Origin of the sequence: Meridianimaribacter flavus (assembly GCF_004366715.1) — a bacterium.
Taxonomy (GTDB): Bacteria; Bacteroidota; Bacteroidia; order Flavobacteriales; family Flavobacteriaceae; genus Gaetbulibacter_B; species Gaetbulibacter_B jejuensis.
Genome location: NZ_SOQZ01000001.1, coordinates 934672 through 953876, shown reverse-complemented (window position 1 = coordinate 953876; position 19205 = coordinate 934672). Strand labels below are relative to the sequence as shown.

Sequence of the window (19205 nt, the reverse complement as noted above, 5' to 3'; positions counted from 1 at the left end):
AATTATAAATTTTTATTGTCGCAAAATTAAACATAAACTTCCAATAGCTTCGCATTTTCCGAAGTTATTTCATAATTCTTTACTGCTGCAGGAAGTAGTATTGTTTCTCCTTTTTTAATAGTTTCAATTGCACTATCTGTAGTTATTTGTGCTTCTCCTTCAACACACATGTAAATCAAAAATGAATCGTGATTATTTTCTTTTTTAAGTGTACTATCAACATCTAAATAACTTGTGGTAAAATATGGGCAACTAACCATTTTATTAGATTGATTTTTAGCTTTTTCATAACTAACTCTAAAATTATCTTCCATTTCAAAGTCAATAGCATCAATGGCTAAATCGTTGTGAAGTTCTCTTTCATTTCCTTCATCATCTACTCTATCCCAATCGTAAACTCTATAAGTAATATCGCTAGTTTGTTGTATTTCAGCAACTACTACTCCTGCTCCAATAGCGTGCACACGACCAACTTCTATAAAATAAGTATCACCTACTTTAACTTTATCAAAATTTAAAATTTCTGTAAGCGTTTTATTTTCTAAATGCGATATATAGGTTTCAGCATCCATTTTTTTGTTAAACCCAACTATTAAATTTGAACCTTCATCGGCTTGCATTACATACCACATTTCGGTTTTCCCAAATGAATTGTGTCGCTTTGCAGCCAATTCATCATTGGGATGTAATTGAATAGATAAATCTTGTTTTGCATCGATAAACTTGATAAGTAACGGAAACTTATTACCAAAAACTCTATAGTTTTGAAGTCCTATTAAATCTTCTTTATAGGTTTCTTGTATTTGCTTTAAGGTTTGACCTTTTAATGCTCCATTTGCAACTACAGATGTATCACCTTCTACATCACTAATTTCCCAGCTTTCTCCAATATTTGGTAAATCTGAAGTCTTATTTAATAGTGTTTTTAGTTTTTGTCCACCCCAAATTTTATCTTTTAAAATAGGTGTGAATTTTATAGGATAAAGAATATTTTTCATGTGTTATAATCCAGAATAGGTTACAAAATTTCTAGGTGTCTCAAAAAGCTTAATTTCTAAGTCTAGTGTTGAATTTAGTCTAGGTTTTACCTTATTATAAATAACTACTGCTATGTTTTCGGCTGTAGGGTTTAAGTCTTTAAACTCTTCAACTTCTACATTTAGGTTTTTATGGTCAAAGGCATCTTCAACTTCTTCTTTTATAATGTCTTTTAAGTCTTGAATGTCTATAAGATAACCTGTTTCTTTATTGATAGGCCCTGTTACACTTACTATCAACTCGTAATTATGTCCATGAAAATTTGGATTGCTACATTTTCCAAAAACATCGGCATTCTTTTCATCGCTCCAATCTTTTCTGTACAATCTATGAGCTGCGTTAAAATGTGCTTTTCTACTTACGGTAACAATCATTTTACAATGTTTATGTGTTGGTAGAATTTATCAAAAATAATTTTAAACCAAGCTGTGTAAATTTCTGGTTGTTGCTTGATGTCTTCTTTTACAGCATCAAGAGTCATCCACTTCCAATCTGCAACTTCATCAGGATTTATGTTTGGTGTATCATTATAGTATCCTATCATGATGTGGTCATATTCATGTTCTGTCAAGCCATTATCAAAAGGTGCTTTATAAATAAAAGATGTTGTCTCTTCAAGTTCAGTAACAAACCCCATTTCTTCAAATAAACGTCGCTTACCAGCTTCTATATTTGCTTCTCCTTCTCTTTGGTGACTACAGCAAGTATTTGTCCATAATAAAGGCGAATGGTACTTATCAGCTGCACGTTGCTGTAACATTAGTTCATTGTTGTTGTTAAAAACAAATACAGAAAAAGCTCTATGCAGTAATGCTTTTTCGTGCGCTTCCATTTTAGGCATTAAGCCTATTTGCTTATCGTTTTCATCAACAAGTATAACGTGTTCTTCAATCATATCACAAAAATACCACTAAAAAATTAATAATAACATTCTCTATACAAAATCTGAAATCGTAATTCTAAAATCTTAATATAAACAGTATCTTTGCAGCCTATTTGCAAGATTATGAGTTTTATCAACGAAATAAAGAAACGTAGAACCTTTGGTATCGTTTCGCATCCAGATGCTGGAAAAACAACACTTACTGAAAAACTATTACTTTTTGGTGGTGCAATACAAGAAGCAGGAGCTGTAAAAAGTAACAAAATAAAAAAAGGAGCTACTAGTGACTTTATGGAAATTGAGCGTCAGCGTGGAATTTCTGTTGCTACTTCTGTTTTGGCATTTGAATATGATGGCATAAAAATTAATATTCTTGATACTCCTGGACACAAGGATTTTGCTGAAGATACTTTTAGAACACTAACAGCTGTTGATAGCGTAATTGTTGTTATTGATGTGGCTAAAGGTGTTGAGGAGCAAACCGAAAAACTAGTAGAAGTTTGCCGAATGCGTAATATTCCAATGATTGTATTTATCAATAAATTGGATAGAGAAGGTAAAGATGCTTTTGATCTTTTAGATGAAGTTGAACAAAAACTAGGTTTGAGCGTTGTACCTATGAGTTTCCCAATTGGTATGGGTTACGACTTTAAGGGTATTTATAACCTTTGGGAGAAAAACATTAATCTTTTTAGTGGCGACAGTAGAAAGAATATTGAAGAAACCGTAGAAATTAACGATTTAAGCTCTTCAGAATTAGATAAACTCATAGGAGAAAAATCAGCAAATACACTAAGAGAAGAAATAGAATTAGTTGAAGGCATCTATCCTGCTTTTGAAAAAGAAGACTACTTAAACGGTACACAGCAACCTGTGTTTTTTGGTTCTGCTTTAAACAATTTTGGTGTAAGAGAGTTATTAGATTGCTTTATAGAAATTGCTCCTAAACCTAGACCAAAACAAAGTGAAGAGCGCTTAGTTAACCCAGAAGAAAAAGATTTTACTGGTTTTGTGTTTAAAATTCATGCTAATATGGACCCTAACCATAGAGACCGTTTAGCGTTTATAAAAATTGTATCAGGAACTTTTAAAAGGAATACACCTTATTTACATGTGCGTCATGGTAAAAAACTTAAGTTTTCTAGTCCTAATGCCTTTTTTGCTGAAAAGAAAGAAATTGTTGATGTTTCTTATCCTGGAGATATTGTAGGATTACACGATACTGGAAACTTTAAAATTGGTGACACTTTAACTGAAGGTGAAACTATAAACTACAAAGGTATACCTAGTTTCTCTCCTGAGCATTTTAGGTATATTAATAATGCTGATCCTTTAAAATCCAAACAACTTTACAAAGGTATTGACCAATTAATGGATGAAGGTGTTGCCCAATTATTTACTTTAGAATTAAATGGTAGAAAAGTTATAGGTACAGTTGGTGCTTTACAGTACGAAGTTATTCAATATCGATTAGAACACGAATATGGTGCTAAGTGTACTTATGAAAACCTTAATGTACATAAAGCATGTTGGGTTGACCCTGAAGATGAAAAAAATGAAGAGTACAAAGAATTTTTAAGGGTAAAACAACGCTTTTTGGCAAAAGACAAACAAGGTCAACTTGTATTTTTAGCAGATTCGGCATTTTCATTACAAATGACACAGCAAAAATACCCAAGTATTAAATTTCATTTTACATCAGAATTTTAATTAAAAACCCTGTTTTTCAGTAAGAAATTTTATACGAAAAGGCTTTTTTAGTGTTAAAAATGTGTCAGTTATCGAAAATTTCATTGAAATTCGGTTTTGAATTTTTACATTGATTTACAGATAACCCCAAATTGATCTACTTATGGAAACTTTTTCTAATAGTTTCAGTAATAAAGATATTACTGTAACCTTCAAACCATGTAAGTGTGTCCATGCTGAGCGTTGTGCTAACGAATTATCTAATGTTTTTAGGCAATCGGTTATACCATGGATAGATCTTGATGGTGCATCCACTAAAAAAATTATCAAACAAGTTAAAAAATGTCCTTCGGGAGCTTTAAGCTATTCGTATAATAAAGAAGTTGCTTAATAAAAAAGCCTTTTGAAAAATTCAAAAGGCTTTTTTATTATTTACGCTTGACCTGTTGGTCCGAAATTTAACGGAATTGGTGGTTACTCGTGTAAAAACATGTCGAGCAACAACAAATTCAAATCTCTAAATTAAGCTTGACCTGTTGGTCCGAAATTTAACGGAATTGGTGGTTGCTCGTGTAAAACATGTCGAGCAACAACAAATTCAAATCTCTAAGTTAAGCTTGACCTGTTGGTCCGAAATTTAACGGAATTGGTGGTTGCTCGTAATCTTTAATTTCACCATGGGCTTTTTCAAATCGATGTACATTATCTCCTAATGCTTTAAGTAATCGTTTAGCATGTTGTGGTGTTAATATAATTCTTGATTTCACCTTACTCTTTGGAGTCCCAGGCATAATACTTACAAAGTCAACAACAAATTCTGAAACCGAATGGTTAATAATTGCCAAATTAGAATAAGTGCCTTCAGCTACTTTCTCGTCTAGTTCTATATTAATTTGTCCTTGCTTCTTTTTATTTTGTTCGTCTGCCATTGAAATTTTATTTTTTATTTCCACATAAGCGGAAACCTTATTATTACGTTTTACAATTTAAAAAAAGAATCCCGAGATATAGTCACGGGATTCTTAAATTTTATATAATTTACTCTTTTAAAGAGTTCCCAATTTATATTGGGATAAAATCAATCTAAAGACTTCAATTTGTTTTACAACACTTAAAGTCTTGGTATCATTTAATTATAGTTCATTTCTTCTTTTGCTTTCATCATCTCATCAAACTCCTCTTTAGAACCAACGATAATACTATCATATCGTCTTACACCTGTTCCTGCAGGAATTCTATGACCAACAATTACATTTTCTTTTAGACCTTCTAAATCGTCTACTTTAGCATTTACAGCAGCTTCATTCAGTACTTTAGTAGTTTCCTGGAATGATGCAGCAGATATAAATGACTTAGTTTGTAACGAAGCTCTTGTAATACCTTGTAAGATTGGAGTTGCAGTTGCTGGTTGTGCTTCTCTAGCAGTTACCAATTGCTTATCTTCTCTTCTTAATATTGAGTTTTCGTCTCTTAACTGTCTTAAAGTAATGATTTGTCCTGGTTTTAAAGTTGCAGAATCTCCTGCATCTTCTACCACTTTCATTCCAAATATCTTATCGTTTTCTTCGATAAAATCAGATTTGTGAACTAATTGGTCTTCTAAGAAAATTGTATCACCAGAATCAATAATACGTACTTTACGCATCATTTGTCTTACAACAACTTCAAAGTGCTTATCGTTAATTTTCACACCTTGTAAACGATATACTTCTTGTACTTCGTTAACTAAGTATTGTTGTACTGCAGATGGTCCTTTAATGTTTAAGATGTCATCTGGAGTAATTGATCCGTCAGATAAAGGCATACCAGCTTTTACATAATCATTTTCTTGTACAAGAATTTGATTAGATAATTTCACTAAGTATTTCTTTACTTCACCAACTTTAGACTCGATAATGATTTCGCGGTTACCTCTCTTGATTTTTCCGAAAGATACAACACCATCAATCTCACTTACAACAGCAGGATTAGAAGGGTTACGTGCTTCGAACAACTCGGTTACACGAGGTAAACCTCCAGTAATATCACCCGCTTTTGCAGATTTACGAGGTATCTTAACTAAGATTTTACCAACCTTAATTTTTTCTCCATCATCAATCATAAGGTGAGCACCAACAGGTAAGTTGTAAGAACGAATAACTTCTCCTTTAGAATCTTCGATATGAAGTGTTGGTATTAACTTCTTATTTCTAGATTCAGAAATTACTTTTTCTTGGAAACCTGTTTGTTCATCGATTTCTACTTGGTAAGTGATACCTTGCTCAATGTTTTCATATTTTACTTTACCAGCAAATTCTGAAATAATAACTCCGTTATATGGATCCCATTGACAAATTGTATCTCCTTTGCTTACTTTTTGTCCACTCTTAACATAAATGAACGAACCGTAAGGTATATTATTAGTACTTAAAGTAATACCAGTTTTAGCATCAACAAGTTTAAGTTCAGAAGTTCTTGATATCACTACATCTACTTCATTACCTTCACTATCAGTACTCTTAACTGTTTTAAGGTCTTCAATTTCTGCAATACCATCAAACTTAACAATAAGTTTGTTTTCTTCTGAAATGTTACCAGCAATACCACCTACGTGGAATGTACGAAGTGTAAGCTGTGTACCAGGTTCTCCAATAGATTGTGCAGCAACTACACCTACAGCTTCACCACGTTGTACCATTTTACCAGTAGCTAGGTTACGTCCATAACACTTAGCACAGATACCTTTTTTAGCTTCACAAGTTAATGCTGAACGTACTTCGATAGACTCAATTGCAGAGTTACCAATAGCTTTAGCGATACTATCATTAATATGCTCACCAGCACTTACTAATAACTCTTCAGTAATAGGATCATAAACATCATTTAATGAAGTACGACCTACGATTCTATCTTCTAGTTTTTCAACAATTTCTTCGTTTTTCTTAAGTGCAGAAACTTCAATACCTCTTAATGTTCCACAATCTTCACTGTAGATAATTACATCTTGAGATACATCAACTAAACGACGTGTTAAGTATCCAGCATCTGCAGTTTTAAGTGCTGTATCGGCAAGACCCTTACGAGCACCATGCGTTGAGATAAAGTATTCAAGAATTGAAAGACCTTCTTTAAAGTTAGAAAGAATTGGGTTTTCAATAATTTCTCCACCTCCTGCATTAGATTTTTTCGGTTTTGCCATCAAACCACGCATACCTGTAAGCTGACGAATCTGTTCTTTAGATCCACGAGCTCCAGAATCAAGCATCATATATACCGAGTTAAATCCTTGTTGGTCTTCACGAATACGCTTCATAGACAACTCTGTCAATTCAGCATTTGTAGAAGTCCAAATATCAATAACCTGATTGTAACGTTCGTTATTGGTAATTAATCCCATGTTATAGTTAGCCATAATACCATCAACTAAACCATTGGCTTTGTCAATCATAGTATGCTTTTCAGCTGGAATAATAATATCACCTAAACTAAACGATAATCCTCCTTGGAATGCAAACTTATATCCTAAAGTTTTGATTTCATCTAAAAACTCAGCTGTTTCAGGTACACTAGTAACTTTTAAAATGTTACCAATAATATCTCTAAGCGATTTTTTAGTTAAAACCTGGTTGATATAACCTGCTCTTTCAGGTACTTTTTCGTTAAATAATACACGACCTACTGTAGTTTCAATAATTTGAGTAGTTAACTCACCGTTTTCATTGAAATCTTTAGTTCTTACTTTAATTCCAGCATTTAAATCAACTTTCTTCTCGTTGTAAGCAATAGTTACTTCTTCTGGAGAATAGAAAGTTAATCCTTCACCTTTTACAGTAAAAGTCTCGTCAGTTTTACGAAGCTTAGTCATGTAGTAAAGACCAAGAACCATATCCTGAGATGGTACTGTTACTGGCGAACCGTTAGCTGGGTTTAAAATATTGTGAGAAGCTAACATTAATAACTGTGCTTCTAATATAGCTTCTGGTCCTAAAGGTAAATGCACAGCCATCTGGTCACCATCAAAATCGGCATTAAATGCAGTACACACTAATGGGTGTAACTGGATTGCCTTACCTTCGATAAGTTTAGGCTGGAATGCTTGAATACCAAGTCTGTGTAATGTAGGAGCACGGTTTAGTAATACTGGATGTCCTTTAAGAACATTTTCTAAGATATCCCAAACTACAGGCTCTTTTCTATCTATAATTTTCTTTGCAGATTTTACTGTTTTTACAATACCTCTTTCAATCAGTTTTCTGATAATGAAAGGCTTGTAAAGTTCAGCTGCCATGTTTTTAGGCAATCCACATTCAAATAATTTTAATTCTGGTCCAACAACAATTACCGAACGTGCAGAATAATCAACACGTTTACCTAGTAAGTTTTGACGGAAACGTCCTTGTTTTCCTTTTAATGAATCGGATAACGATTTTAATGGACGGTTAGAATCGGTTTTTACTGCTGATGACTTACGTGTGTTATCAAATAATGAATCAACAGACTCTTGTAACATACGCTTTTCGTTACGTAAGATTACTTCAGGAGCTTTGATTTCAACCAATCTCTTAAGACGGTTGTTACGGATAATCACACGACGGTAAAGATCATTTAAGTCAGATGTAGCAAAACGACCACCATCTAAAGGCACTAAAGGTCTCAATTCTGGTGGAATGATTGGAATAGCTTTCATAATCATCCACTCCGGCTTATTCTCACGATTTGCATTTGAGTCTCTAAACGCTTCTACAACTTGTAAACGTTTTAAAGCTTCAGTTTTACGTTGCTTAGACGTTTCGTTGTTTGCTTTATGACGTAAGTCATATGATAATTCGTCTAAATCAATTCTTGCTAAAAGGTCAATTAAGCACTCAGCTCCCATTTTAGCAATAAACTTATTAGGATCGTTATCTTCTAAATATTGATTTTCTTGTGGAAGTGTTTCAAGAATATTTAAGTATTCTTCTTCCGTTAAGAAATCCATTTTTTGTAATGGTTCACCTTCGGCATTTTTAGCATTACCTGGTTGAATTACTACATAACGTTCGTAGTAAATAATCATATCCAATCTCTTAGATGGTAATCCAAGAAGGTAACCTATTTTGTTTGGAAGTGAACGGAAATACCATATATGAGCTACAGGAACCACTAAGTTAATGTGTCCTACTCTATCTCTACGTACTTTCTTTTCAGTTACTTCAACACCACATCGGTCACAAACAATTCCTTTGTAGCGTATTCTTTTATATTTACCACAAGCACACTCAAAATCCTTAACAGGACCAAAGATACGCTCACAGAATAAACCATCACGTTCAGGTTTATGTGTTCGATAATTAATAGTTTCTGGTTTTAAAACTTCACCACGTGAAGCTGCTAAAACAGATTCAGGAGATGCTAAACCAATTGAGATTTTATTAAATCTCTGTACTGTATTCTTATCTTGTTTTCTAGCCATAATAACTTTATAGTCTATAGTTAATCGCTTTGGTCTCCATTAAAAGAAGACCAAAACGAATTCACCTAAAATTTATTCTTCTAATCTAATATCTAATCCTAATCCTTTCAATTCGTGCATTAATACGTTGAAAGATTCAGGTAGTCCTGGTTCTGGCATTGGCTCTCCTTTTACGATAGCTTCGTAAGTTTTAGCTCTACCTATAACATCATCAGATTTTACTGTTAAGATTTCACGTAGAGTACTTGATGCTCCATAAGCTTCAAGTGCCCAAACTTCCATTTCTCCAAAACGCTGACCACCAAATTGTGCTTTACCACCTAGTGGTTGTTGCGTAATTAATGAGTATGGTCCAATAGAACGAGCGTGCATCTTATCGTCAATCATGTGACCTAATTTGATCATGTAAATTACACCTACTGTTGCTGGTTGATCAAAACGATCTCCTGTACCACCATCATATAAGTATGTATGTCCAAATCTTGGTACACCTGCTTCATCAGTAAACTCATTAATTTGATCTAATGTAGCTCCATCAAAAATTGGTGTTGCGTAAGTACGATTTAATTTTTGACCTGCCCAACCAAGAACAGTTTCATAAATCTGACCAATGTTCATACGTGATGGTACACCAAGTGGATTTAATACAATATCAACTGGAGTTCCATCTTCAAGGAAAGGCATATCTTCTTGACGAACGATACGTGCTACAATACCTTTGTTACCGTGACGTCCTGCCATCTTATCACCTACTTTAAGTTTACGTTTTTTAGCAACATAAACCTTAGCTAATTTGATAATTCCTGCTGGTAACTCGTCACCAACAGAGATGGTAAACTTCTCACGACGTAATGAACCTTGAAGATCATTTTCCTTAATCTTATAGTTGTGGATTAAGTCTGCAACTAGTGCATTGGTATGATCATCAGTAGTCCAAGTACCAGATGTTAAGTGCGTATAATCATCAACAGCATTTAACATTTTTAGCGTGTACTTTTTACCTTTAGGTATAATTTCCTCTCCAAGATCGTTAAAGATACCTTGAGCAGTTTTACCATTTACGATAGCAAATAGTTTTTCTACTAATACATCTTTTAAGTCGTCAAACTTCTTGTAGTAGATGTTCTCTAGAGCTTCGATATCTTCTTTATCTTTTGCTCTTTTACGCTTATCTTTAATTGCTCTTGAGAATAATTTTTTGTCGATTACAACTCCATGTAATGAAGGTGAAGCTTTAAGTGATGCATCTTTAACATCACCTGCTTTATCTCCAAAAATTGCTCTTAAAAGTTTTTCTTCAGGTGTTGGATCACTTTCTCCTTTTGGTGTAATCTTACCAATTAAGATATCACCTGGTTTAATCTCAGCACCAATTCTAATCATACCGTTTTCATCAAGGTCTTTAGTTGCCTCTTCAGAAACGTTAGGAATATCATTAGTAAGCTCTTCGTTACCTAACTTGGTATCTCTAACTTCTAATGAGTACTCATCAATATGAATAGAAGTAAATATATCATCACGAACTACTTTTTCAGAAATCACAATCGCATCCTCAAAGTTATACCCTTTCCAAGGCATAAAGGCTACTTTCATGTTTCTTCCTAAAGCAAGTTCTCCGTTTTCAGTTGCATAACCTTCACAAAGTACTTGTCCTTTTACAACTTTATCACCTTTTGTTACAATTGGCTTTAAGTTGATTGAAGTACCTTGGTTAGTTTTTCTGAATTTTACAAGTGGATAAGTTTTAGTATCGCTATCAAAACTTACCATTGCTTCTTCTTCAGTTCGCTCGTATTTAATTACAATTTCATTAGCATCAACATACTCTACAACTCCATTTCCTTCAGCATTTATTAATACTCTTGAATCTGAAGCTACTTGACGCTCAAGTCCTGTTCCTACAATAGGAGCTTGCGGACGTAATAATGGTACTGCTTGACGCATCATGTTTGATCCCATCAATGCACGGTTTGCATCATCATGCTCCAAGAATGGAATTAACGATGCAGAAATAGATGCAATTTGGTTAGGAGCAACATCAGTATAATGCACGTTTACAGGGTCTATTACAGGGAAATCACCTTCTTGACGAGCAATAATCTTGTCTTCAAGAATTTTTCCTTTATCATCCACTTGAATATTTGCCTGAGCAATCAACATATCTTCTTCTTCTTCAGCACTTAAATATGTTGGTGCATTTTTGATATCAACAACTCCTTCTTCAGCTTTTCTATAAGGTGTTTCAATGAATCCCATTGAGTTTACTTTAGCATAAACTGAAAGTGAAGAAATTAATCCAATGTTTGGTCCTTCAGGAGTTTCAATTGGACATAATCTTCCGTAGTGTGTATAGTGAACGTCACGTACCTCGAAACCTGCTCTTTCTCTTGAAAGACCTCCAGGTCCTAAAGCTGATAAACGACGTTTGTGAGTAATCTCAGCTAACGGATTGGTTTGATCCATAAATTGAGATAACTGGTTTGTACCAAAAAACGAGTTAATTACTGAAGATAAAGTCTTCGCGTTAATTAAATCGATAGGTGTAAACACTTCGTTATCACGAACGTTCATACGCTCACGAATAGTACGAGCCATACGAGCTAAACCAACACCAAACTGAGATGACAATTGCTCTCCTACTGTACGTACACGACGGTTAGATAAGTGATCGATATCATCAATCTCTGCTTTAGAGTTAATAAGCTCTATTAAATATTTTATAATGGTAATGATATCCTCTTTGGTAAGTACTTGCTTATCCATTCCTATATCAAGACCTAATTTTTTGTTCATTCTGTAACGACCTACTTCACCTAATGAATAACGTTGGTCTGAGAAGAACAATTTGTCAATAATACCACGTGCTGTTTCCTCATCTGGCGGCTCAGCATTACGTAATTGACGGTAAATATGTTCAACTGCCTCTTTTTCAGAGTTTGTTGGATCTTTTTGTAATGTATTGTGAATAATAGCATAATCTCCTTGTTGTGCACTTTCTTTATGTAAAAGAATAGTTTTTACACCTGCATCAAGGATTTCTTCTATATTATCTTTATCTATGATTGTATCACGGTCCAAAACAATTTCGTTACGCTCGATAGATACAACTTCTCCAGTATCCTCATCAACGAAATCTTCATGCCATGTGTTAAGTACACGAGCAGCTAGTTTACGACCAATTACTTTCTTTAATCCTGATTTTGATACTTTAACTTCTTCAGCTAAATCAAAAATTTCAAGAATATCTTTATCGCGCTCAAAACCGATAGCACGGAAAAGTGTTGTAACAGGTAATTTTTTCTTTCTATCAATATAAGCGTACATAACGCTATTGATATCTGTAGCAAATTCTATCCAAGAACCTTTAAAAGGAATTACTCTTGCCGAATATAGCTTGGTTCCGTTTGCATGGAACGACTGGCTAAAGAAAACACCAGGTGATCTATGCAATTGGGAAACAACCACACGCTCTGCTCCATTTATAACAAATGTACCACTAGGTGTCATATAAGGTATTGTACCTAAATACACATCCTGAACAATAGTTTCGAAATCTTCATGCTCAGGGTCTGTACAATATAATTTTAACCTTGCTTTAAGTGGAACACTATATGTTAGACCTCTTTCTATACATTCCTCAATGGTATATCTTGGTGGATCAATAAAATAATCCAAAAACTCTAATACAAATTGATTACGTGTGTCTGTGATTGGGAAGTTTTCCATGAAGGTGTTGTAAAGACCTTCGTTCCCTCTTTCTTCTGATTTCGTCTCTAACTGGAAAAAATCCTGGAAGGATTTAATCTGAATATCTAAAAAATCTGGATATTCAGTTCTATTTACAATAGAAGAGAAATTTAATCTTTCAGCTTTTTTTGCTAACATCGATGAACGAGATTTTGATTAAAAAAATAATTTTGTTTGCGTATACATTTATATACACAAAAGGGTTTAGGTCTTAGAGGCAACCTCTAGACCTAAACCATAATTTGTAGGCTATGGGTTAAGCTTACTTAAGCTCAACTTCTGCTCCAGCTTCTTCTAAAGAAGTTTTTAAACCTTCAGCTTCGTCTTTAGAAACGCCTTCTTTGATAGCGCTTGGTGCACCATCTACTAATTCTTTAGCTTCTTTTAATCCTAAACCAGTTAATTCTTTAACTAATTTTACAACTGCTAATTTAGAAGCACCTGCTGCTTTAAGGATTACATCGAATTCTGATTTTTCTTCTGCAGCTTCACCACCTGCAGCAGCTCCACCTGCAGCAACTGCAACAGCAGCAGCAGCTGGTTCGATACCATATTCGTCTTTTAAAATTGTAGCTAATTCGTTTACTTCTTTTACTGTTAAATTAACTAATTGTTCTGCGAAATCTTTTAAATCTGCCATTTTCTATCGTTTTAATAATTTTTTAAATAATATAATTTGTTTAAGTGCGTACTTAATTGATTATTATCCTTCTTTTTCGGATAATGTTTTAATGATACCTACTAGTTTACCACCTCCTGATTTAAGAGCTGAAACAACGTTCTTAGCTGGTGATTGTAACAATGTTACTATGTCACCTATTAACTCTTCTCTAGATTTGATATCAACTAAAGTATCTAATTGCTCATCACCAATGTAAATTGCTTCTTCAATAAAAGCTCCTTTAAGCAAAGGCTTATCAGATTTTTTACGGAATGCTTTAATTACTTTTGCTGGAGCATTACCAGTTTCAGAATACATTACTGAAGTGTTACCTTTAAGTACAGATGGTAAATCTCCAAAATCTTTTTCTGAAGCATCCATAGCCTTTGTTAGTAATGTATTTTTAACTACAGCTAGTTTTACGTTAGCTTTAAAGCAAGCTCTACGTAAATCTGAAGTGTTTCCTGCGTTTAATCCAGATATATCAGCAATATAAATATTGGTATTATCTGCTAGTTGAGCAGTTAACTCTTCAATTACTTGTGATTTTTCTTGTCTTGTCATAATATTAAAGTTTAACTACTATCCTATTTTAGTATCTATTGATATACTTGGACTCATTGTGCTAGACATGTAAATACTTTTTACGTAAGTACCTTTAGCTGCAGTTGGTTTTAATTTTATTAAAGTTGATAGTAACTCGTTTGCGTTACCTACCAATTTATCAGCACTAAAAGATGCTTTTCCTATTGGTGCGTGTACAATACCTGTTTTGTCTACTTTAAAATCAATTTTACCTGCTTTTACTTCAGCTACAGCCTTAGCAACATCCATTGTTACAGTTCCAGTTTTAGGGTTTGGCATTAAACCTCTTGGTCCTAATACTCTACCTAATGGTCCTAACTTACCCATAATAGCTGGCATAGTGATGATAACATCAACATCTGTCCAACCATCTTTAATTTTTTGTAAGTACTCGTCTAAACCAACATAATCAGCTCCAGCTTCTTTAGCTTCTGCTTCTTTATCTGGTGTTACAAGTGCCAACACTTTCATGTCTTTACCTGTACCATGTGGAAGAGAAACTACACCTCTTACCATTTGGTTTGCTTTACGAGGGTCAACTCCTAATCTTACAGCTAAATCAACTGAAGCATCGAATTTTGTGTAAGTTATTTCTTTTAATAAAGCCGAAGCTTCTTCAAGAGAATATAATTTATTCTTCTCAACTTTAGCTCTTGCTTCTTTTTGCTTTCTTGTTATTCTTGCCATTTCAAAAATTTTTTAGTTAGGTGCTTCACCGCCTTTAACTGTGATACCCATTGATCTTGCAGTACCTGCAACCATTTTCATAGCTGATGAAATTTCAAATGCATTTAAATCTTGCATTTTATCTTCAGCTATCGCTTTAACTTGATCCCAAGTTACTTTAGCTACTTTTTTTCGGTTAGGTTCACCAGATCCTTTTTTTACTTTGGCCGCTTCCAATAATTGTACAGCTGCAGGTGGAGTTTTAATTACAAAATCAAAAGATTTGTCTTTGTAAACAGAAATTACAACTGGAAGAACTTTACCAGGTTTATCCTGAGTTCTAGCGTTGAATTGCTTACAAAATTCCATGATATTAACTCCAGCAGCTCCTAAAGCGGGTCCAACTGGTGGCGACGGATTCGCTGCACCTCCCCTAACTTGTAGCTTAACTACTTTACTTAATTCTTTTGCCATTTTAATAAATTTAGTTTTGTACGTCTTTTAATGTGGAAGCAAAAAGACATACTATATATGGTAACAATTATTAAACTTTTTCAACTTGCATATAACTTAACTCTAATGGTGTTTTTCTTCCGAAAATTTTAACCATTACTTCAAGTTTACGCTTTTCTTCATTTATTTTTTCGATAGTACCATCAAATCCATTGAATGGTCCATCTATAACTTTTACAGTTTCTCCTAAAGTAAAAGGAATAGCGATATTAGCATCAGCATCTACAGACAACTCGTCTACTTTACCTAACATTCTATTTACTTCAGACTGTCTTAAAGGCACAGGATCTCCTCCTTTTGTTTCGCCTAAAAACCCAATAACATTTGTTATTGACTTTATAATATGTGGTATTTCACCACTTAAATTAGCTTGAATCATAATGTAACCTGGAAAATACACACGTTCTTTATGTGTTTTTTTTCCGTTACGTATCTGAATCACTTTTTCAGTAGGAACCAAAACTTGATCAACAAAATCTTCTAAACCTAATCGAGAAATTTCATTCTCTATATAAGTTTTAATTTTGTTTTCCTGACCACTTACAGCTCTAACTACATACCACTTTTTATTTCCTTTTGTTTCAGACATCAAATTTGTTTTAGCCAATTAAATCAAAATACGCTTTAATAACTTTACTAAAAACAGTGTCAACACCCCAAATAGCGAGTGAGAAAATAATTGAAAACACTGCAACCAATACTGTTAGGTTTTGTGCTTCAGACCAAGTTGGCCATGATACATTATTCTTTAATTCCTCAAAGGATTCTTTTATATAATTAATAATTCCTGCCATCTGTTTTTCTTATTTGCACGGGTTGAGAGACTCGAACTCCCGACACCTGGTTTTGGAGACCAGTGCTCTACCAACTGAGCTAAACCCGTAAATATAAATCAAGGCGTCTTGCTAAAAACAAGACACCTTAATTTAATATTCTATATTAAAATTTTAATCTAAAATTTCAGTTACCTGACCAGCACCTACTGTTCTACCACCTTCACGGATTGCAAAACGTAAACCTACGTTCATTGCAATTGGTTGAATTAATTCAACAGTAATAGTAAGGTTATCTCCAGGCATTACCATTTCAACTCCATCAGGAAGCGCAATGTTTCCAGTTACGTCAGTTGTACGTACGTAGAACTGTGGACGGTAGTTGTTGTGGAATGGAGTGTGACGTCCACCTTCTTCTTTCTTAAGGATATAAACCTCAGCTTTGAACTTTTGGTGTGGAGTTACAGAACCTGGTTTAGTAATTACCATACCTCTAGAGATTTGAGTTTTCTCAATACCTCTTAATAAGATACCAGCGTTATCTCCAGCCTCACCTCTATCAAGAATTTGACGGAACATTTCAATACCAGTAATTGTAGAAGTTAATTTCTCAGCTCCCATACCAATAATTTCTACTGGATCTCCAGTTTGAGCAACACCAGTCTCAATACGACCAGTTGCTACAGTACCACGACCTGTAATAGAGAATACATCTTCGATAGGCATTAAGAAAGGCTTATCCATATCACGTTGTGGCTCTTCAATCCAGTTATCAACAGCTTCCATAAGCTCCATTACTGTATCAACCCACTTTTGTTCTCCGTTTAATGCACCTAATGCAGAACCTGAAACTACAGGACCATTATCTCCATCATACTCATAGAAGTTTAATAAATCTCTAACTTCCATATCTACTAACTCTAATAACTCCTCATCGTCAACCATATCAACTTTATTCAAGAATACAACGATTCTTGGAATACCTACTTGACGACCTAAAAGGATGTGCTCACGAGTTTGTGGCATAGGACCATCAGTTGCAGCAACAACTAAAATAGCTCCATCCATTTGAGCAGCACCAGTTACCATGTTCTTTACGTAATCCGCGTGACCTGGACAGTCAACGTGAGCATAGTGACGATTAGCTGTTTGATATTCAACGTGAGAAGTATTAATAGTGATACCTCTTTCTTTCTCTTCTGGAGCGTTATCAATTTGATCAAATGATCTTGCTTCTGAAAAACCTGCATCAGCTAATACTTTAGTAATAGCAGCAGTTAAAGTTGTTTTACCGTGATCTACGTGTCCAATAGTACCAATGTTTAAGTGTGGTTTTGAACGATCGAAAGTTGCCTTTGCCATGTTTAATTTATTTAATCTTATTTAATATTAGTGTTCAATTTTAATTGTACGTTTCAAATGAGCCAATGACGGGATTTGAACCCGTGACCTCTTCCTTACCAAGGAAACGCTCTACCCCTGAGCTACACCGGCTAAAAAATGAGCGGGAGACCGGGTTCGAACCGGCGACATTCAGCTTGGAAGGCTGACGCTCTACCAACTGAGCTACTCCCGCATTTTTATAAGGTCTAGTCTTAGAATAATTGTGGGGAGAGCAGGATTCGAACCTGCGAAGTTAAAAAACAACAGATTTACAGTCTGTCCTCGTTGGCCGCTTGAGTATCTCCCCAAAATTTATCAATACTTTTTTTTAAAGAACTTGAGCCGATGGAGGGACTCGAACCCACGACCTGCTGATTACAAATCAGCTGCTCTAGCCAGCTGAGCTACATCGGCTTTTCTTTACTTTTTTTGCAATAAAAAAAGCCCGCTATTTCTAACGGACTGCAAATGTAAAGATTTATTTATTTATTCAAAACATTTTTTGAAAATTTTTATCACATATGTGCTCTTAATTTTTCTTTGCGCTTTTTTAACTGTCTTTCTAACGATGAAACTGCAGTGTCTGCACCTTCTTCAAAAGTTTTACATTGTTTTTTTACAACAAAGCGATCTCCAGGAACGCTAAGCCTTGCTTCAAAGATTTTATTTTCTTTCTCACTTGTGTTTTCTACTTTAAGATATACATCTGCTTGTATAACTTTATCATAAAACAAATCTAACTTATCCATTCTTTTTTGGATGAAGTCTAGTAACTTTTTGTCAGCACTAAAGTTAACGGATTGCGTGTTTACTTTCATACTCTTCTTTTTTAGTGGTTAGACATTAATTTATCTTGTTCATTTTTTACTTCTTGGATGCGCATTTGAATACACTTTTTTTAATTCTTCTATACTATTATGAGTATAAACTTGAGTTGCTGCAAGACTTGAATGACCAAGAAGCTCTTTTACAGCATTTAAATTTGCACCTTGATTAAGCAAATGAGTAGCAAATGAGTGCCTTAGTATATGCGGACTCCTTTTTACTTTAGTAGATGCTTTACTAAAATAATCATTTATAATTCTGTAAACAAGATTTTCGTAAATTTTTAACCCTTTTTTTGTTAAAAAAAGAAAATCGTTATCGACAATTTTTTCTAAATCATTTCTAGTCAGCAAATACGCCTTTACTGAATCAATTACTGAATTAATTAACGGAATGAATCTTTCTTTATTTCTCTTACCAAGTACTTTTAACGTTTTATTAGATAAATCAATATCTGTGATTTTTATTTGTACTAATTCTATACGTCGAATTCCTGTAGCGTAAAAAAGTTCAATAATCAATTTATCTCTTAATCCTTCAAAACTTGTTTCGAAATGCAACTCTTTGATAACGCTTTCAATTTCTTGCTGCGAAAATGGAATTTGGACTTTTTTATCTGTTTTAAGCGCTTTATGTTTTGCTAATGGATTTACAGTTATTGTTTTGGTTTTGATAAGAAATTTATAATAGGAATTGAGCGATGAAATTTTTCGGTTAATACTCCTGTTGGATATGCCGTTTTCTACGAGTTGCACTATCCAACTTCTTATTTGTTGATAGTTTACAGTATCAATAGTGTCTTGTTCAAACTCATCAACAATAAACTGCAAGAACGTACTCAAATCATTTTTATATGACTTTATCGTAAGTGGTGAGTAGTTTTTCTCGTGGGTAAGATATTCTGTAAATGATTTGAAAGGCATTAGCATACGTATATATGCTAAATGTACAAAGTTTATTTTGTTATGAATAAAAAAAGTCCTGTATTTCTACAGGACTTTATTGTATCAT

The 19205-nt window shown here is 34.0% G+C and carries 17 protein-coding genes and 5 tRNA genes; 2 read left to right on the top strand and 20 right to left on the bottom strand.

All coding sequences use genetic code 11. The features are described from left to right. Positions 1-26: 26 nt before the first annotated feature. Genes A8975_RS04345 through idi form a run of 3 tightly spaced genes read right to left on the bottom strand, consistent with a single transcriptional unit; the run spans position 27 to position 1933 of the window. Positions 27-998, bottom strand: a complete 972-nt coding sequence (locus A8975_RS04345; RefSeq protein WP_134198796.1) for a type I phosphomannose isomerase catalytic subunit — start codon at positions 996-998, stop codon at positions 27-29. A 3-nt stretch (positions 999-1001) separates the two neighbouring features. After that, positions 1002-1412, bottom strand: a complete 411-nt coding sequence (locus tag A8975_RS04340; RefSeq protein ID WP_134198795.1) for a 6-pyruvoyl trahydropterin synthase family protein — start codon at positions 1410-1412, stop codon at positions 1002-1004. Next, positions 1409-1933: an isopentenyl-diphosphate Delta-isomerase gene (idi, locus tag A8975_RS04335; RefSeq protein WP_134198794.1), complete on the bottom strand. Its 525-nt coding sequence runs from the start codon at positions 1931-1933 to the stop codon at positions 1409-1411. Before idi ends, A8975_RS04340 begins: the two co-directional genes overlap by 4 nt. A gap of 111 nt (positions 1934-2044) precedes the next feature. Between idi and A8975_RS04330 the strand changes: the two genes are divergently transcribed. Continuing rightward, positions 2045-3631 (top strand): peptide chain release factor 3, encoded by a 1587-nt coding sequence (locus A8975_RS04330; RefSeq protein ID WP_134198793.1) that lies wholly within the window; start codon positions 2045-2047, stop codon positions 3629-3631. Between the two features lie 142 nt (positions 3632-3773). After that, positions 3774-4001 (top strand): (4Fe-4S)-binding protein, encoded by a 228-nt coding sequence (locus tag A8975_RS04325; RefSeq protein WP_129759048.1) that lies wholly within the window; start codon positions 3774-3776, stop codon positions 3999-4001. A gap of 220 nt (positions 4002-4221) precedes the next feature. Here the strand turns inward: A8975_RS04325 and A8975_RS04320 are convergent, their stop codons facing one another. From A8975_RS04320 to A8975_RS04240, 17 genes are all read right to left on the bottom strand, one after another. Next, on the bottom strand, positions 4222-4539 hold the full coding sequence (locus A8975_RS04320) for a DUF3467 domain-containing protein (RefSeq protein WP_131505768.1): 318 nt from the start codon (positions 4537-4539) through the stop codon (positions 4222-4224). Positions 4540-4739: 200 nt separating this feature from the next. Then, the gene (rpoC, locus tag A8975_RS04315; protein ID WP_134198792.1) at positions 4740-9041 is read right to left on the bottom strand and encodes a DNA-directed RNA polymerase subunit beta'; all 4302 of its coding nucleotides are present in this window, start codon (positions 9039-9041) and stop codon (positions 4740-4742) included. 72 nt (positions 9042-9113) lie between these two features. Further along, positions 9114-12926 carry a DNA-directed RNA polymerase subunit beta gene (gene rpoB, locus A8975_RS04310; RefSeq protein ID WP_134198791.1) on the bottom strand — a complete coding sequence of 1271 codons (3813 nt, stop codon included), beginning with the start codon at positions 12924-12926 and terminating at the stop codon, positions 9114-9116. Positions 12927-13050: 124 nt separating this feature from the next. Next, the gene (gene rplL / locus A8975_RS04305; RefSeq protein ID WP_129759052.1) at positions 13051-13428 is read right to left on the bottom strand and encodes a 50S ribosomal protein L7/L12; all 378 of its coding nucleotides are present in this window, start codon (positions 13426-13428) and stop codon (positions 13051-13053) included. A 63-nt stretch (positions 13429-13491) separates the two neighbouring features. Continuing rightward, entirely contained in the window at positions 13492-14013 is a 522-nt protein-coding gene (gene rplJ / locus A8975_RS04300; RefSeq protein WP_134198790.1) for a 50S ribosomal protein L10, read from the bottom strand. 18 nt (positions 14014-14031) lie between these two features. Beyond that, a complete protein-coding gene (rplA, locus tag A8975_RS04295; RefSeq protein WP_129759054.1) occupies positions 14032-14721 on the bottom strand; it encodes a 50S ribosomal protein L1 in 690 nt (229 codons plus the stop codon). Between the two features lie 12 nt (positions 14722-14733). Continuing rightward, the gene (gene rplK, locus A8975_RS04290; RefSeq protein WP_129759055.1) at positions 14734-15174 is read right to left on the bottom strand and encodes a 50S ribosomal protein L11; all 441 of its coding nucleotides are present in this window, start codon (positions 15172-15174) and stop codon (positions 14734-14736) included. Between the two features lie 70 nt (positions 15175-15244). Next, positions 15245-15802 (bottom strand): transcription termination/antitermination protein NusG, encoded by a 558-nt coding sequence (gene nusG / locus A8975_RS04285; RefSeq protein ID WP_129759056.1) that lies wholly within the window; start codon positions 15800-15802, stop codon positions 15245-15247. A gap of 10 nt (positions 15803-15812) precedes the next feature. Then, positions 15813-16007 (bottom strand): preprotein translocase subunit SecE, encoded by a 195-nt coding sequence (secE, locus tag A8975_RS04280; protein WP_129759057.1) that lies wholly within the window; start codon positions 16005-16007, stop codon positions 15813-15815. Positions 16008-16023: 16 nt separating this feature from the next. Beyond that, positions 16024-16096: transfer RNA gene (locus A8975_RS04275), tRNA-Trp, on the bottom strand. A 64-nt stretch (positions 16097-16160) separates the two neighbouring features. Beyond that, entirely contained in the window at positions 16161-17348 is a 1188-nt protein-coding gene (gene tuf / locus A8975_RS04270; RefSeq protein WP_129759058.1) for an elongation factor Tu, read from the bottom strand. A gap of 60 nt (positions 17349-17408) precedes the next feature. Next, positions 17409-17480, bottom strand: a tRNA-Thr gene (locus A8975_RS04265). A 9-nt stretch (positions 17481-17489) separates the two neighbouring features. Next, positions 17490-17562, bottom strand: a tRNA-Gly gene (locus A8975_RS04260). A gap of 31 nt (positions 17563-17593) precedes the next feature. Beyond that, positions 17594-17676 (bottom strand) — tRNA-Tyr (locus A8975_RS04255). Between the two features lie 33 nt (positions 17677-17709). Continuing rightward, positions 17710-17783, bottom strand: a tRNA-Thr gene (locus A8975_RS04250). Between the two features lie 101 nt (positions 17784-17884). Further along, entirely contained in the window at positions 17885-18187 is a 303-nt protein-coding gene (gene hpf / locus A8975_RS04245; RefSeq protein WP_129759059.1) for a ribosome hibernation-promoting factor, HPF/YfiA family, read from the bottom strand. A 39-nt stretch (positions 18188-18226) separates the two neighbouring features. Next, positions 18227-19117 carry a tyrosine-type recombinase/integrase gene (locus A8975_RS04240; protein WP_134198789.1) on the bottom strand — a complete coding sequence of 297 codons (891 nt, stop codon included), beginning with the start codon at positions 19115-19117 and terminating at the stop codon, positions 18227-18229. Between the last annotated feature and the right edge of the window lie 88 nt (positions 19118-19205).

Bases quoted from the DNA above. Each gene is read 5' to 3' on its own strand.
- A8975_RS04345 (WP_134198796.1), bottom strand. From the start codon at position 998: ATGAAAAATATTCTTTATCCTATAAAATTCACACCTATTTTAAAAGAT.
- A8975_RS04340 (WP_134198795.1), bottom strand. From the start codon at position 1,412: ATGATTGTTACCGTAAGTAGAAAAGCACATTTTAACGCAGCTCATAGA.
- idi (WP_134198794.1), bottom strand. From the start codon at position 1,933: ATGATTGAAGAACACGTTATACTTGTTGATGAAAACGATAAGCAAATA.
- A8975_RS04330 (WP_134198793.1), top strand. From the start codon at position 2,045: ATGAGTTTTATCAACGAAATAAAGAAACGTAGAACCTTTGGTATCGTT.
- A8975_RS04325 (WP_129759048.1), top strand. From the start codon at position 3,774: ATGGAAACTTTTTCTAATAGTTTCAGTAATAAAGATATTACTGTAACC.
- A8975_RS04320 (WP_131505768.1), bottom strand. From the start codon at position 4,539: ATGGCAGACGAACAAAATAAAAAGAAGCAAGGACAAATTAATATAGAA.
- rpoC (WP_134198792.1), bottom strand. From the start codon at position 9,041: ATGGCTAGAAAACAAGATAAGAATACAGTACAGAGATTTAATAAAATC.
- rpoB (WP_134198791.1), bottom strand. From the start codon at position 12,926: ATGTTAGCAAAAAAAGCTGAAAGATTAAATTTCTCTTCTATTGTAAAT.
- rplL (WP_129759052.1), bottom strand. From the start codon at position 13,428: ATGGCAGATTTAAAAGATTTCGCAGAACAATTAGTTAATTTAACAGTA.
- rplJ (WP_134198790.1), bottom strand. From the start codon at position 14,013: ATGACAAGACAAGAAAAATCACAAGTAATTGAAGAGTTAACTGCTCAA.
- rplA (WP_129759054.1), bottom strand. From the start codon at position 14,721: ATGGCAAGAATAACAAGAAAGCAAAAAGAAGCAAGAGCTAAAGTTGAG.
- rplK (WP_129759055.1), bottom strand. From the start codon at position 15,174: ATGGCAAAAGAATTAAGTAAAGTAGTTAAGCTACAAGTTAGGGGAGGT.
- nusG (WP_129759056.1), bottom strand. From the start codon at position 15,802: ATGTCTGAAACAAAAGGAAATAAAAAGTGGTATGTAGTTAGAGCTGTA.
- secE (WP_129759057.1), bottom strand. From the start codon at position 16,007: ATGGCAGGAATTATTAATTATATAAAAGAATCCTTTGAGGAATTAAAG.
- tuf (WP_129759058.1), bottom strand. From the start codon at position 17,348: ATGGCAAAGGCAACTTTCGATCGTTCAAAACCACACTTAAACATTGGT.
- hpf (WP_129759059.1), bottom strand. From the start codon at position 18,187: ATGAAAGTAAACACGCAATCCGTTAACTTTAGTGCTGACAAAAAGTTA.
- A8975_RS04240 (WP_134198789.1), bottom strand. From the start codon at position 19,117: ATGCCTTTCAAATCATTTACAGAATATCTTACCCACGAGAAAAACTAC.